At 55.3% G+C, this 13,137-nt stretch carries 14 protein-coding genes and 1 riboswitch; of the genes, 8 read left to right on the top strand and 6 right to left on the bottom strand.

What is annotated here, in order from left to right; genetic code table 11:
- Positions 1–6 precede the first annotated feature (6 nt).
- Positions 7–678, top strand: a complete 672-nt coding sequence (locus LL947_RS06395) for a TetR/AcrR family transcriptional regulator (protein ID WP_499834265.1) — start codon at positions 7–9, stop codon at positions 676–678.
- Positions 679–741: 63 nt separating this feature from the next.
- On the opposite strand, the gene LL947_RS06390 is transcribed toward LL947_RS06395, so the two are convergent.
- The gene (locus LL947_RS06390) at positions 742–2,001 is read right to left on the bottom strand and encodes a D-amino acid dehydrogenase (protein WP_499834264.1); all 1,260 of its coding nucleotides are present in this window, start codon (positions 1,999–2,001) and stop codon (positions 742–744) included.
- Between the two features lie 48 nt (positions 2,002–2,049).
- Positions 2,050–2,155, bottom strand: a riboswitch (glycine riboswitch).
- Between the two features lie 378 nt (positions 2,156–2,533).
- Here LL947_RS06390 and LL947_RS06385 point away from each other — a divergent pair.
- On the top strand, positions 2,534–2,911 hold the full coding sequence (locus LL947_RS06385; RefSeq protein ID WP_404417543.1) for a cupin domain-containing protein: 378 nt from the start codon (positions 2,534–2,536) through the stop codon (positions 2,909–2,911).
- Positions 2,912–3,114: 203 nt separating this feature from the next.
- On the top strand, positions 3,115–4,077 hold the full coding sequence (locus LL947_RS06380; RefSeq protein ID WP_290821240.1) for a hypothetical protein: 963 nt from the start codon (positions 3,115–3,117) through the stop codon (positions 4,075–4,077).
- A 52-nt stretch (positions 4,078–4,129) separates the two neighbouring features.
- On the opposite strand, the gene LL947_RS06375 is transcribed toward LL947_RS06380, so the two are convergent.
- Positions 4,130–4,891 (bottom strand): SDR family NAD(P)-dependent oxidoreductase, encoded by a 762-nt coding sequence (locus LL947_RS06375; RefSeq protein ID WP_290821208.1) that lies wholly within the window; start codon positions 4,889–4,891, stop codon positions 4,130–4,132.
- Positions 4,892–5,042: 151 nt separating this feature from the next.
- Here LL947_RS06375 and LL947_RS06370 point away from each other — a divergent pair, with 151 nt between their 5' ends.
- From LL947_RS06370 to LL947_RS06350, 5 genes are all read left to right on the top strand, one after another.
- Positions 5,043–5,564, top strand: coding sequence for an FxsA family protein (locus LL947_RS06370; protein WP_499834263.1), 522 nt, complete (start codon positions 5,043–5,045; stop codon positions 5,562–5,564).
- Positions 5,565–5,799: 235 nt separating this feature from the next.
- Positions 5,800–6,093, top strand: a complete 294-nt coding sequence (locus LL947_RS06365) for a co-chaperone GroES (protein ID WP_100820035.1) — start codon at positions 5,800–5,802, stop codon at positions 6,091–6,093.
- A gap of 85 nt (positions 6,094–6,178) precedes the next feature.
- Complete coding sequence (gene groL, locus LL947_RS06360; RefSeq protein WP_404417536.1) at positions 6,179–7,822, top strand: chaperonin GroEL; 1,644 nt, start codon at positions 6,179–6,181, stop codon at positions 7,820–7,822.
- 506 nt (positions 7,823–8,328) lie between these two features.
- Positions 8,329–9,561 carry an acetamidase/formamidase family protein gene (locus tag LL947_RS06355; protein WP_499834262.1) on the top strand — a complete coding sequence of 411 codons (1,233 nt, stop codon included), beginning with the start codon at positions 8,329–8,331 and terminating at the stop codon, positions 9,559–9,561.
- Between the two features lie 83 nt (positions 9,562–9,644).
- Entirely contained in the window at positions 9,645–9,950 is a 306-nt protein-coding gene (locus LL947_RS06350; RefSeq protein WP_499834261.1) for a winged helix-turn-helix domain-containing protein, read from the top strand.
- A gap of 23 nt (positions 9,951–9,973) precedes the next feature.
- Here the strand turns inward: LL947_RS06350 and LL947_RS06345 are convergent, their stop codons facing one another.
- The 4 genes from LL947_RS06345 to LL947_RS06330 all read right to left on the bottom strand — a co-directional run bounded on the left by LL947_RS06345 (position 9,974) and on the right by LL947_RS06330 (position 13,135).
- Positions 9,974–10,819, bottom strand: coding sequence for a DUF2797 domain-containing protein (locus LL947_RS06345; protein ID WP_404417527.1), 846 nt, complete (start codon positions 10,817–10,819; stop codon positions 9,974–9,976).
- Positions 10,803–11,087: a YeaC family protein gene (locus LL947_RS06340; RefSeq protein WP_290821202.1), complete on the bottom strand. Its 285-nt coding sequence runs from the start codon at positions 11,085–11,087 to the stop codon at positions 10,803–10,805. The genes LL947_RS06345 and LL947_RS06340 overlap by 17 nt, the downstream gene beginning before the upstream one ends.
- 14 nt (positions 11,088–11,101) lie before the next feature.
- Positions 11,102–11,959, bottom strand: coding sequence for a rhomboid family intramembrane serine protease (locus LL947_RS06335; RefSeq protein WP_499834260.1), 858 nt, complete (start codon positions 11,957–11,959; stop codon positions 11,102–11,104).
- A 189-nt stretch (positions 11,960–12,148) separates the two neighbouring features.
- A complete protein-coding gene (locus LL947_RS06330; RefSeq protein ID WP_404417521.1) occupies positions 12,149–13,135 on the bottom strand; it encodes a metallophosphoesterase in 987 nt (328 codons plus the stop codon).
- Positions 13,136–13,137: the final 2 nt, after the last annotated feature.

Raw genomic sequence — 13,137 nt, 5'->3', positions numbered from 1 at the left:
GCTAAAATGACCTCACCCCCTTGCACCGCCAAGTCATCGGCCATATCAAAAGAGGCCACGCGGGCCCACAACGAGCAGTTGATTCTGGCCGCCGCCGAGCGCATCTTTGCCCGCCATGGCTATCGTGGCGCCAGCGTTCAGGCCATCGCGGAAGCCGCCGGGCTGCCGAAATCCAATGTGCTTTATTATATGGGCAGCAAACAGGCGCTCTATGTTCGCCTGCTGGCAAGGATGATGCAGCGCTGGAATGCGCTGCTGGACGATATATCGGTGGAGGATGACCCGGCAGAAGTACTCACCGCCTTCATACGCCGCAAGATGCAGCTCTCGCTGCGTCATCCTGAGGGGTCCCGGCTATTTGCAGCCGAGATTCTCGGCGGCGCGCCCTTTCTTCAGGAGTATCTGAACGGCGAGCTGCGTGACTGGGTCGAGAGTCGTGCCCGGGTTTTCGAGCAATGGGCCGAACGCGGCCTGATGGACCCGGTGAACCCGGTCTGGCTGATATTTTTGATCTGGTCATCCACTCAGCATTACGCTGACTTTGAAGCCCAGGTACTGGGGATTACCGGTAAGGAAACGATCAGTGAGGAGGATATCGAGGACATCACCCGCTTTCTGTCCCGGATTGTTCTCAAGGGCTGTGGGGTGCGCAGACCGCACCCTCACCAGCAGGTATGAGGTGCCATCGGACGCCGCCTGAGACATATCGCATGTCAATGCGCCCGATGGCAGGCATATTGATTAACGGGCCAATACCGAGCGCGCTGGCACTGCGCTGCTTTCCACCGCATCGGCGAGCAGTTCCGCCGTGATGGCAGACAAGGTCCAGCCAAGATGCCCATGACCCGTATTGTAGAAAACGGTTGGCCGTTTTCCATTGCCAACGCGCGGCATCATGTTGGGAAGCATGGGGCGCAGCCCCGCCCAGGGCACTACCTGGCGCGTGCTTACGCCTGGGAAACATTGCTCCACCCAACGGATAAGCGGGCGAATCCGGTCGTCGCGGATATCGCGGTTGATACCGTTGAACTCGGCCGTGCCAGCCACGCGAAAACGGTCGTTACCCAGACGGCTGGTGACGAGTTTGGTTTCATCATCGAGTAAGCTGACCGTCGGCGCGCCCTGTTGAGAAGCCGCGTCATTCAGGCCCACGGTAATCGAATAGCCCTTGACGGGATAGATATTCACACGGTCGCCCAATCTGGCCGCCAGGTAGCGGCTGCCAACACCTGCGCAAATGACCATGCCGTCAAAGGTGTGGCGTACAGACTGGCCGTCAACTTCAGCGTCAATCCAGGCGCTGCTGTCATCAGCCCCCAGATCCTGGACACTATGGCCGTAGTTAAAGGTTGCCCCGCGACGTTCGGCCGCCTGGGCAAGGCTGTGCGTAAATTTATGGATATCACCGGTGGCATCGCTTTCGGTATAAAAGCCTCCGTAGTAACTGCCGGCCAGTGTGGGCTCGATGGCACGCATTTCCTCTGGGGTCACTGAGCGGCGCTCGAGCCCACCTTTTGCCAGCAGTTTTGACACATTGGCAGCATGATCAAAGCCTTTCTTATCACGGTAGATATGCAATATGCCTTCGTGCTTGACGTCAAAATCGATGGATTCATCGGCTGCCCATTGAAACAGGTGCTCGCGGGCCGCAATCGCCAGCCGAGCTGTTTCACTGGTGTTGTTTTCATACTGCGGAATGGCACGCATGAACTCAGCGAACCAGCTCAGCTTGTGCCAGCTCGGGCGCGGGTTGACCAGCAGCGGCGCGTCACTGCGCAGCATCCAGCGTAACCCTTTGAGCACCGTTGGCCAGTGGTTCCAGACCTCGGCGTTTGATGCCGAAAGCTGACCACCATTGGCAAAGGAAGTCTCCATGGCCGCATAGTTGTTTTTTTCGAACACAGTGACATCGAATCCGCGCTTGAGCAGACTGTAGGCAGTAGTAATACCCGTGATGCCACCGCCGATGACTGCGATATGACGGGGGGAAGCAGGTAACATGCTTTCTCTCCAAAGTTCAGGCGTCAGGAAAAACACACGGGTCAAGTGTGTGCCCCTTCCGTCCTAAACCTGAGAGATTCACAAGCCATGGGCCTGTTTGCTCCTTCGGTGGACTGAATGACGCAGGCATCAGTCGCTCTCCGGAAAGTATTCGCGCAAACGGTCCGGGGGCCTGAGAGTTTCCGGGGCGGTTGCTCCTTTGGCGCTGCTTTGCTGCCTGTTGGCATCAGCGAAAGCAGTCTCTCCCGCAAGCGCGTGAACTTTAACAGTGGTTATTGATACTGCAAAACGTCGAAAAAGTCCAATTATATACAGGTATATCCAGCGCGCTTGATGGTATTGAAGCTTCCATAGCCACTAAATGACGCCGCTATCAGGGATCGATAGAGGCGTTGCCGCAGCGTTTCCCTTTCTGCGATAGGCCTGGACAAACCAATATGCTTTAAAAGAATATGAATATGCCGTTTTGCAAAAACCCAAGGTGATTGCTAGGCTAATAGTTACATATAGTTAATCACTTGGAGGTAAAGCGATGCAGGAAGTTCGCAAAACGACCCTTCCGATCATCAAGATGGCAAAGGATAACGAAGAATTCCGTCAGGTGATCTGGACCGGCGACAATACCCAGCTGGTGCTGATGGCGATTCCTCCGGGTGGCGAAATCGGTGGAGAGGTTCACGAGGGTCACGATCAGTTACTCTACTTTGTAGAGGGTGAGGGAGAAGCCTCTATAGGTGACACCCAGGTCGATGTCCAGGCAGGATATGTCAGCATTGTTCCTTCCGGGGTTTATCACAATTTCCGAAATACTGGCCCCATCATGCTCAAGCTTTACACCACCTATTGCCCTCCAGAACATGCTCCAGGCACCGAGCATGAGACCAAGGATCAGGCAGATGCCTACGAATAAGTAACCTTTCCCCCCCTGACGGACGGCCACACGGTCGTCCGTTTTATCGGGGTTTCCTTACTTCCAACTGCCGTTATTACTGCCATTTTTCCATAAATCGATGGCTACACGCCTACGGAGCTTATAGAGTCGTAACCGTCAACTGGCTCTTGTAAGGATAAGAAGCGGTGAAAAAACAACTCATAGTGAGCGTCGTCAGCTTATTGTTGAGCCATGGCGCGCTGGCTGATGAAAAGACATCCGAAGACAACACTGATAGCGACCTGCCTTCCTGGGCAGCGCAGCGTCTGGATCCTGCCAGAAAAAGCATTGGCAACTGGGTAGATAATACGTCGCGCAATATCGACAGTTTTTTTGGTACGGACGAAAGCCTCAGGGTTGAAAACGAATCCTACTTGCGCTTTGGCCAGGAAATAGACTGGATGGAAGGCGATAGCACCAGCGGCGACATCAGCCTGCGCTATCGTATTGATCTTCCTACATCGGAAGAACGGCTGCGCCTGGTCATCGAAAGCGATCCGGAAGAGTCTCAAGGCACGCTTCAGGAACAGGGCTCAGGGCGACTGAACAATGATCAGCGTGACCGGCGCACCTCTACGCTGGGACTTAACTGGCTGGAAAGCCGTGATAAACGCGAGAACTGGAGTAATCGGGTGGGTGCGGGTATACGGTTGCGTATTCCGCTGGACCCTTACGTCCGCTTTACCAGCGAGCGGCTGTGGCAATTAGATGAAGGGCCCTGGCAACTTGAATCCAACAACCGTCTCTCCTGGTTCAATAACAGTGGCTATTCGGCCCGCACACGCTGGGATCTTGGCCGCCCTGTTGATGCCTCGAAGCATCTGCGCTTCATTACCAATATCCAGTGGCGTGAAGAGGAGGATACCCTCGAGTTCAGCGAAACGGCCGAGCTGAATCACCGTATCAATAGTCGCAGTGCCCTGCGTTATTCGGCCATTGCATTGGGTGAAAGTGCCTCGAACCCGCGCATCACCAATTATTATCTACAGACCCGCTATCGCCGCGACCTGCATAAAGGCGTGCTGTTTGCCGATGTTATCCCCGAACTGCACTTCCCTCGTGAATACAGCTATGATCCCAGGTGGGCGGTCACTCTGCGACTGGAAATGTACTTTCAGCGCGAAATCCAGAAAAACTATTTCTAGACCCCCCCGCTGTGCTGTTGGTATCAGCGGGGGTTTTCTGAGCAAGAATGCCTTAAAGGCGCAAGCCACCGTCACATTCAATGACGCGCCCGGAGAAGTAGTCATTGGTCAGAATGAACTCGACGCTCTGGGCAATATTATCCGCCTCACCCAAACGCTTGAGTGGCACACCTGAAGCGATGTTTTCGAGTATTTCAGGACGCATAGCGGCTGTCATCTCGGTATTGATAAAGCCCGGAGCCACGCTGCCGGTACGAATACCATAGCGGGCCAGTTCTTTAGCCCAGGTCACCGTCAGGGCATTGAGTGCCGCCTTGGCCGCCGAATAGTTTGACTGCCCCATGTTACCCGCACAGGAAATACTCGAGATGTTGATGATCACCCCTTCCTGATCAGCCTCGATCATCTGGGTGGCTGCTTCCCGACCGCAGATAAAGGCACCGGTCAGGTTGACATCAATCACGCTCTTCCATGCATCCAGTGTCATGCGCTTTTGTACTTCACCGTCCTTGGCCTTGATCAACAAGGCGTCTTTGGTGATACCCGCATTATTTACCAGGCCACTCACTGCGCCCATCTGGTCACGAATATCCGCAAACGCCTGCGTAACAGAAGCCTCGTCGGTAACATTGACAACAAAGGGCCGTGCATCAATGCCACTGCTGGAGAGTTTGCCAACCGCGCTGTCCAGATTATCGGCATCCAGATCCAGCAACGCCAGACGGGCGCCCGCCTTGCCCAGGCGCTGCGCCATGGCAAATCCCAGGCCACGGGCGCCGCCCGTCACTGCAATAATCTTATTGGTTAACTCCATGCTTGAATCACCTTTTGATCTAATGATGGTGCATCGCAGCATAAAACATATTAGAGAAAAATGCGAAACTATCCATGTTTCATTATCCAATAAACTTGAGTAACAGCATTTCCATCACCATATTAAGGCCATTGCTAATCTGGAGCGCCCTATGCCCCTCTTGCTGGTTGTTTCACTGTTCACTTTACTTGATTTCGTTGTGCTGTTTTCTGTCGGCAGCGAGATCGGGCTGTTATACACGCTGATATTGATTTTCGTCACCGGGGTAGGCGGGCTGCATCTGATACGCCGTGAAGGTGCCTATAATCTTGCGCGCGCGCGCGAAAAGCTCAACGCCGGTGAACTGCCATCCAGTGAATTACTGACTGGCGCAGCACTGATTTTTGGCGGTGCCCTACTCATGGCACCGGGGTTTCTGTCCGATGCACTTGGGCTGGCCTGCCTGGTTCCCAATGCCCGGCGCTTGATGCTCAAGCTGCTTGCCTGGTTCGGTGTTACCCGCCTGAACGCGCAGAGTGCCGCTAACGACCCTGAGACCAACAGACACCACGGCAAAAAGTGGCGTTCGCAGAAGCCCTACGGTTCAGATCAGGCGGAAGAGCAAGGGCGCAGGGCTGAGAGTAAAGAACCGCTGGAAGGAGATTTTATTTCCCGCGACGAATCGCGCCGCTGATAGTGCCCCGATAAACCCTCAGCCCATGAAAAATTTGCATTTTTTTTGTGTTGCCCCCTTGAAAGCAATTACCTAGCCCCCACTTTTGATGCAGCACACAGAATCGGTGGCAACGCATGTTGCCACCATTAACAAAGAAGGCATGTGCCTTCACATCCTGTCGGTGGAATACCTCAGGATGCTTGAACTGAAACCGCCCTGATGGGCATTGAATGATACTCAGGAGAGCGCAAGCATGAATATCCGTCCTCTGCACGATCGCGTCGTTGTACGCCGCGTTGAAGAAGAGCAAACCACAGCGGGAGGCATTGTGCTGCCGGGCAACGCCCAGGAAAAGCCGACGCGTGGAGAGGTGCTGGCCGCTGGTAAAGGTCGCATTCTGGATAACGGAGATGTTCGCCCCCTGGACGTTAAAGTGGGTGACACCGTGATTTTCAAGGATGGCTTTGGCGTCGAAAAACAGAAAATCGATGGCGAAGAAGTTCTCATCATGAGTGAGTCAGACATTCTGGCCGTCGTTGAAGGTTAATCAGCACACCGCTGACTCAACGGCATAGTCCGTTCACGTTTAACGATTTCCCTTAAACCGAACTAACAGTCAGGAAGTAACGAACATGGCAGCTAAGCAAGTTAAGTTTTCCGATGATGCTCGTAAGCGCATGGCGCGTGGTGTTGATGTTCTTGCCAATGCGGTAAAAGCAACCCTCGGCCCGAAAGGTCGTAACGTTGTTCTCGAAAAGTCTTTCGGTTCTCCGACCGTTACTAAAGACGGTGTTTCTGTCGCCAAGGAAATCGAACTGAAAGACAAGTTCGAGAACATGGGCGCCCAGATGGTCAAGGAAGTGGCTTCACAGACGTCTGATGTGGCGGGTGACGGTACCACCACCGCGACTGTCCTCGCCCAGGCCATCATTGCGGAAGGCCTGAAAGGCGTGACCGCTGGTATGAATCCGATGGATCTCAAGCGCGGCATTGATCAGGCCGTTAACGCTGCGGTCAAGGAAATTCATGCCATGTCTGTGCCTTGCACCGATCCCAAAGCCATTGCCCAGGTAGGTACCATTTCTGCCAACGGCGACAAGCGTATCGGTGAGATCATCGCTGAAGCGATGGAAAAAGTCGGCAAGGAAGGCGTCATCACTGTTGATGAAGGCCGTGGCTTCGAAGACGAGCTGGAAGTTGTCGAAGGTATGCAGTTCGATCGTGGCTACCTCTCGCCCTATTTTGTCACCAACCAGGACACCATGACGGTAGAGGTTGAAGACCCGTTCATCCTGCTGGTCGACAAGAAAATCTCCAACATCCGCGAACTGCTGCCGACGCTGGAAGCGGTTGCCAAAGCGGGCAAGCCGCTGGTCATCATCGCTGAAGACATCGAAGGCGAAGCGCTGGCCACGCTGGTTGTCAATAACATGCGTGGTATCGTCAAGGTTTCTGCCGCCAAGGCACCGGGCTTCGGCGACCGTCGCAAGTCCATGCTGCAGGATATCGCCATCCTGACCAACGGCACCGTCATCTCCGAGGAAGTTGGCCTGACCCTTGAGCAAGCAACCCTGGACCATCTGGGTACTGCCAAGCGCGTCACCATGTCCAAGGAAAACACTACCATTATCGATGGTGCTGGCGCTGAAGGTGATATCGAGGCGCGCGTTAACCAGATCCGTGCGCAGATTGAGGAAACCTCTTCCGATTACGACAAGGAAAAGCTGCAGGAACGCGTGGCCAAACTGGCCGGCGGTGTTGCCGTTATCCGCGTCGGTGCTGCCACCGAAGTCGAAATGAAAGAGAAGAAAGCGCGCGTGGAAGATGCGCTGCACTCCACCCGCGCTGCCGTTGAAGAAGGCGTCGTACCGGGTGGTGGTACGGCTCTGGTCCGCGTCATGGCCAAGGTGGATGGTCTTACCGGCGACAACGAAGACCAGAACCATGGTATCAACATGGCGCTGCGTGCCCTGCAGTCACCGCTGCGTCAGATCGTGACCAATGCGGGCGAAGAAGCGGCTGTGATTATCAACCGCGTCAAGGACAGCGAAGGCAACTTCGGCTATAACGCCCAGACCGGCGAGTTTGGCGACCTGTTCGACATGGGGGTTCTTGACCCGGCCAAGGTAACCCGTTCTGCCCTGCAGTCCGCTGGTTCCGTTGCCGGTCTGATGATCACGACCGAGTGCATGATCGCCGATGACCCGGAAGAGAAAGAAGCCGCTCCGGACATGAGTGGCATGGGCGGAATGGGTGGCATGGGCGGCATGATGTGATGCGACAAACGTCGCTCAGCTAGCCTTGCCAGCTGAATCATGACCCCAGTGAGGCACTTGCTCACGATAGGCAAGTGCCCCACCTAGCAGAAAATAGATTTCCGCTGAACTACGATATCCGAGCTGATTACCAGCTCGGATATTTTTTTATCTACGCAAAGCCTGAAACCAAGCGTAGCAGAGGACTCGTGGGTGATGGCGAGTTTCCAGGCTTATGGCGATAAAACACATCGCCATCAAGCGTTCTAACGAATATTTCTGCCTTGGACATATTGCAGATCTTTGACAAGCAGCATAGTTTATTTAAGGCCTGTTAATGTTTTGTCGCACAAAGCCTTGCTGCTCAAGAAAACCTCGGTTGAGATTGTGATTAAACAGGTCCCCATACAATTATTCGCAAAAGAGACGACCGTACAATGTCAAAACTAGCTGATAGATCAGATCTTGCATGCACAAGCGTTGTCGTTCAGGAATTTACTAACAGTGTCCTTGATCCTGGTGCGCCCATGTTAGGGCCTGTAGAAAATGGCGGTACCATCATCGCCAATACGGCGCCAGGCTGCTGGGGGCCGATGATCACGCCCAGCCTGCGGGGCGGGCACGAGGTCACGCAGCCTGTGTTTGTCGAAGGCGCTGAAGTGGGTGATGGTGTGGCCATTCGCATACGTGATATTACCGTGACCTCCATTGCTACGGCATCCGGGCATGACAGCTCGCCTGAAGGTTTTTGTCTTGGCGACCCCTATGTGGCGGCCCGCTGCCCTGTCTGTGACACCGTGGCACCTGAGACGCACATTGAAGGCGTTGGCCAGGATTCGGTGAAATGCAATGTCTGCAATAACGCGGTCAAGCCTTTTGAAATTGTGCATGGCTATACGGTTACCTTTGATGATACGCGCACTGTTGGTTTGACGGTTCCCAGCGAAGTGGCGAAAACCTTCGCGCAAAATGCCGCTCACTATTCTGCCCTGCCGGATCAGAGCCGCCAGCATTCCATCCTCAACTATGCGCCTTCTGACATGCCAGGGACACTCATTCGCACCCGACCCTTCATGGGTCAGCTGGGCACCTGCCCTTCCATGCCCATGCCCGATAGCCACAATGCCGGCGATTTCGGCGCCTTTCTGGTCGGCGCCCCGCACGAATACGCGATTACCCCTGAGCAGCTGGCTGAACACAAGACCGACGGGCATATGGATATTGATGCGGTGCGGGCAGGATCAATTCTGGTTGCCCCGGTCAAGGTTCCCGGTGCGGGCATCTACATGGGCGATATGCATGCGGGCCAAGGGGACGGTGAAATTGCGGGCCATACCATGGACGTGGCCGGAAGCGTTACCCTACAGGTCGAAGTCGTGAAGCATTACCCTATTGATGGGCCTGTGCTTTTCCCCTTGCTGGAAGACCTTCCGCCACTGGCCAAGCCTTTCACCCCTGCGGAAATGGCTAAAGGCATGCGCCTGGCAGAAAAATGGGGGGTGGCAGAAGTTGAAGCCTTGGCACCGATTTCCGTGGTGGGCACCGCCGCTAACCTTAACGATGCCATCGATAACGGTCTCGAGCGAGCCGCAAAACTGCTTGATGTGAGCGTTGCCGAAATCCGCAACCGCGCTACGGTCAACGGTGCCATTGAGATTGGCCGTGCCCCCGGGGTGATTCAGGTCACCTTCCTGGCGCCGCTTTCACGCCTGGACGCTGTGGGCCTGGGCCACTATGCGCGCGAGCAATACGATCTCTGATCTCTCACCCAGAGCCGCCACCGTTGTTATTGATGACGGTGGCGGCATTATAACGTTTGACACTGCTGTCAAAGGACGTGCCCATGTCTGCTAGCTTAAGCAAAACCCAATCAAGCTTTTACCGGCGCCTTTATGTGGCGTATCTGATTGATCAGGGCGTGACCAGTGTGCCGGCACTGATGGAAACCACCGGCATGCCAAGGCGAACCGCTCAGGATACGATTAGCTCACTGGCCGAGCTGGATATTGAATGCGTCTTTCAGAACAATGCCGGCGAGCGGCATAATAGCGGCCGTTACCAGATTGTCAGCTGGGGCCCAATTGACCCCCAGTGGGTCAGCCAGCAGGCTGCCCGTTTGCGCACGGCGCTAGGCTACGATGCTGGCTGACACCTCAAGATACATAGGCAGCGTCAGTCAACGGCGACTTCATAACCGGTAAATTTGCGCAGGTTAATCACACCGGTATCCAGCATCAGGTACTGGCCCTTGATACCTTGCAGCACACCTTCGACCTGCGGCTGTTTATCAAAGTTGTGGGAGGTGATCTTGCCCGGAAAGGCCTCGACCGGGTAGTCAAACTGCAGCGGGGTGGCGTCCAGTTGGCGAATGGCGCTGTCACCGTGAATGTCTGCCAGCTGCCGCAGCCCATCACTCAGCTCGCTGAACAGACGATCACGCTCGGCGCGAAGATCCAGCGGTGCGACTTCACCTTTGAGCATGGCCCGCCAATTGGTGCGGTCGCTGACCGCTTCCTTGAACAGCACCTCGACAAAACCGGACTGTTGGCGGGTATCCACTTCCACAATGGGCAGTGCCTGAATGGCCCCCTGATCCAGCCAGCGGGTCGGCATCTGGGTCTTGCGGGTAATGCCGACTTTCAACCCGGAAGAATTGGCCAGATAGACAATGTGTGGCTGAAAGCAGTGCTGCTCGCCCCACTCTGGTTCTCGGCAGGTTCCCTGATAGTAGTGGCAGGTTTCCGGCTTCATGATGCAGGTATCGCATTGCGCCAGACGCTTGAAACAGGGGTAGCAGTACCCCTGGGCAAAGCTTTTCCTGGTTGCCCGGCCGCAATGGGTACAGGCAATGGCTCCGGTCCAGGTCAGGGAAAGCGGCTGACCCAGCCGCTCGTTGAGAGGCACAGTATGTGCTCCCAGACGCAGGTGGTAACGTGCAGGATCCTGAGCACCTGTGCCGGGCTCGATCGCCATCTTGCGCAGGCAACCCTGCAAAGGTGCATCAACCACGCGTTGCATCCTTACCCAGGCCGGCAAGCTCAGGTGACACGCCTTGCCCGCTGGACTCTGCGCCGCAGGTGCGTTGCTCAAGGTAACCTACCCTGTTCTCTTCAGGCACGTTGTTCTCAACTTCATAGCGCATCACGGCTTCCATGCAAAGCTCTGTCTGTTCAGCGCTCAGGTAGCGCCCATCTGGCCATTTACGCAGTTCAACCGCCTGCTTGAGGCTTTGATAAATGGCTGGCGTCATCTGGTTGATCATTTTTTCGAAAGTCATATCGCTCATTTTGCATGCTCCTGTCAGGACCGTAACTGCTGTGAGGAATAATACCAGCCTGATAGCAAACCGACGAGTAGCCCGCCTAAATGGGCTTCATTGGCGACATTGCCAAAACCAACGCTGCCTGCCATGTCAGTCATCGTGAAGACCATCCACCCCAGCATGAACACCACCAGCATCTGTGGCACAAAAAAACCGCTTCCGGGTACTCGCCGGGACATCAGCCAAACATGCCCCAGCAAGGCATAGACGACTCCCGACATACCGCCAAACAGGACGGTGCCTGTCATATATTGCGCGAGGTTAGCGCCGATGCCTGCCACCACCAGAAGCAGCAGCATCCTCCGGCTGCCCTGCAGCATTTCAATCTGCTTGCCGAAGTACCACACCCACATGAGGTTGAAGATCAGATGCATCCAGCCAAAATGCAGAAAGGCAGGAGACAGCAGCCGCCAGACCTGCCCACTGGTCACGCTGTCCATCAGGCTGCCGTAGATCAACTCGTTGCCGGACAGGCCAATGGGTACTATGGTCAGGGTGACAATCAGCAAGTCACCAAATACACCCAGCAAGGCAAACACCAAAAGGCTCAAGCCGATCATCAGTGCAGTAACCGGCACCTGCTTGAGTGCTGGCGCCCACTGTGAAAGCTGGCCTGGAAACGTCTGCCTGGCAGCAGGTTTGGGGATATTCAAGGGTTCCCCCTGTTCCCAGCGCCTGACCAGTGTTTCCAGTTCATGGCGCTGAGCCGGGTCAGCCAGCCAGAGCAGCAGGCCGTCCCCATCTTCGCTGATCTGATGCCCGATGCGCTGCTGCCAGAGGGCCTGGCGAAGCGCGGCTGTGTCTGCATCGCGGGGAAGTCGCATCACTGGCTGCATGGTGTCTTCCTTTGTCTTTCAGGATCCGGATTCATTAACCCTGATTTTATCAGCGCGCTAAAAAACCCGGCGGGGAAACCGCCGGGCAAAAGCAAGGGATCATTCAAGGGAACACTTACTATGATTGCCTGACCGCTCTCAGGTTCCCTTGATATGATAAAAAAATCGGTGAATGTCATCTTGTATGCCTCAATCCTGATCGAGATCCCAGCCGGACACTTGCGGTAGCTCTTCTCTGGCCACCTTGATCCAGGTAAAGCTATCAGCATTCAAGCAGGTTTCTCCACTCCACCGATAAGCCACCAGGCGACCGTACTTGACGGCGCTGTAGTCAAGACAGGCAATATTGCTGGCGGGCAGCGCAGGAATGCCTTCACACCAATAATGGCCGATAAACAATGGCGGCTGATCAGGCGCATAGTAGCTTAACCGTTGGCGTTCGTTGTCGGCCAGCGGGCGGGCCTCGAGGTCACCTGGCAGGTTATCGGGCTGAAATACCACATCCCCCCAGACGAGGGGCTGCTCGCACCAGAAGTGCGCCCGAAAACTTTTACGGGTAAAGCCGTCGCCCGAGTGAATTTCCACTCCCTTTGGCAAAGGAATATGGGTGCCGCGGGTGAGGCGGTCGACAATGTGGAAGGCCTGGGTGTTCGAGCGGGTGGATTCGATCAGAAAATCATCATCCATACAGGCATCAGGGAGACGCTGAGCCAATGCCTCAATCAGAGCATCATCCCAACAGGCATGCACAACGCGGAAATGCTCGAACTCAAGGTACAAGGGAATCCGCTTGAACCAGGCCAGCGTGTCTTCCCACTCGTTGGTATGGTCGCGATACTGGTCCAGAGTATCCTGAATGATCCGGTTATGGCGGGGCGAGTGCTCTCGCAACCAGCGCCTGCCACTGCCTTCAGGCGCGGGATGGCAATAGGCCAGGGCGTTATATTCATGATTACCCATGACAATGTAGGCTTCTCCCGCATCCACCATACGCCGCGCCGTCTGAACGGCCAGACGAATGCGCGGGCCACGATCAATCAGGTCGCCCAGAAAGATGACCTTACGCTGGGGGTGGCGATAGACGCCCTGCTCTTCGCGATAGCCCATCTTTTCAAGCAAGGCCACCAGGGTGGCGCCGCAGCCATGTACATCTCCGATCAGGTCATATCCCTGCATGC

This window comes from Halomonas sp. BLK-85, assembly GCF_044792155.1.
Lineage (GTDB): Bacteria > Pseudomonadota > Gammaproteobacteria > Pseudomonadales > Halomonadaceae > Vreelandella.
This window is presented reverse-complemented; position numbering and strand designations above follow the sequence as displayed.

Excerpts from the sequence above, each read along its gene's own strand:
- LL947_RS06345 (WP_404417527.1), bottom strand. The coding sequence starts at position 10,819 with ATGCAACGCGTGGTTGATGCACCTTTGCAGGGTTGCCTGCGCAAGATG.
- LL947_RS06390 (WP_499834264.1), bottom strand. The coding sequence starts at position 2,001 with ATGTTACCTGCTTCCCCCCGTCATATCGCAGTCATCGGCGGTGGCATC.
- LL947_RS06385 (WP_404417543.1), top strand. The coding sequence starts at position 2,534 with ATGCAGGAAGTTCGCAAAACGACCCTTCCGATCATCAAGATGGCAAAG.
- groL (WP_404417536.1), top strand. The coding sequence starts at position 6,179 with ATGGCAGCTAAGCAAGTTAAGTTTTCCGATGATGCTCGTAAGCGCATG.
- LL947_RS06335 (WP_499834260.1), bottom strand. The coding sequence starts at position 11,959 with ATGCAGCCAGTGATGCGACTTCCCCGCGATGCAGACACAGCCGCGCTT.
- LL947_RS06350 (WP_499834261.1), top strand. The coding sequence starts at position 9,645 with ATGTCTGCTAGCTTAAGCAAAACCCAATCAAGCTTTTACCGGCGCCTT.
- LL947_RS06340 (WP_290821202.1), bottom strand. The coding sequence starts at position 11,087 with ATGAGCGATATGACTTTCGAAAAAATGATCAACCAGATGACGCCAGCC.
- LL947_RS06370 (WP_499834263.1), top strand. The coding sequence starts at position 5,043 with ATGCCCCTCTTGCTGGTTGTTTCACTGTTCACTTTACTTGATTTCGTT.
- LL947_RS06395 (WP_499834265.1), top strand. The coding sequence starts at position 7 with ATGACCTCACCCCCTTGCACCGCCAAGTCATCGGCCATATCAAAAGAG.
- LL947_RS06365 (WP_100820035.1), top strand. The coding sequence starts at position 5,800 with ATGAATATCCGTCCTCTGCACGATCGCGTCGTTGTACGCCGCGTTGAA.
- LL947_RS06375 (WP_290821208.1), bottom strand. The coding sequence starts at position 4,891 with ATGGAGTTAACCAATAAGATTATTGCAGTGACGGGCGGCGCCCGTGGC.
- LL947_RS06330 (WP_404417521.1), bottom strand. The coding sequence starts at position 13,135 with ATGCAGGGATATGACCTGATCGGAGATGTACATGGCTGCGGCGCCACC.
- LL947_RS06355 (WP_499834262.1), top strand. The coding sequence starts at position 8,329 with ATGTTAGGGCCTGTAGAAAATGGCGGTACCATCATCGCCAATACGGCG.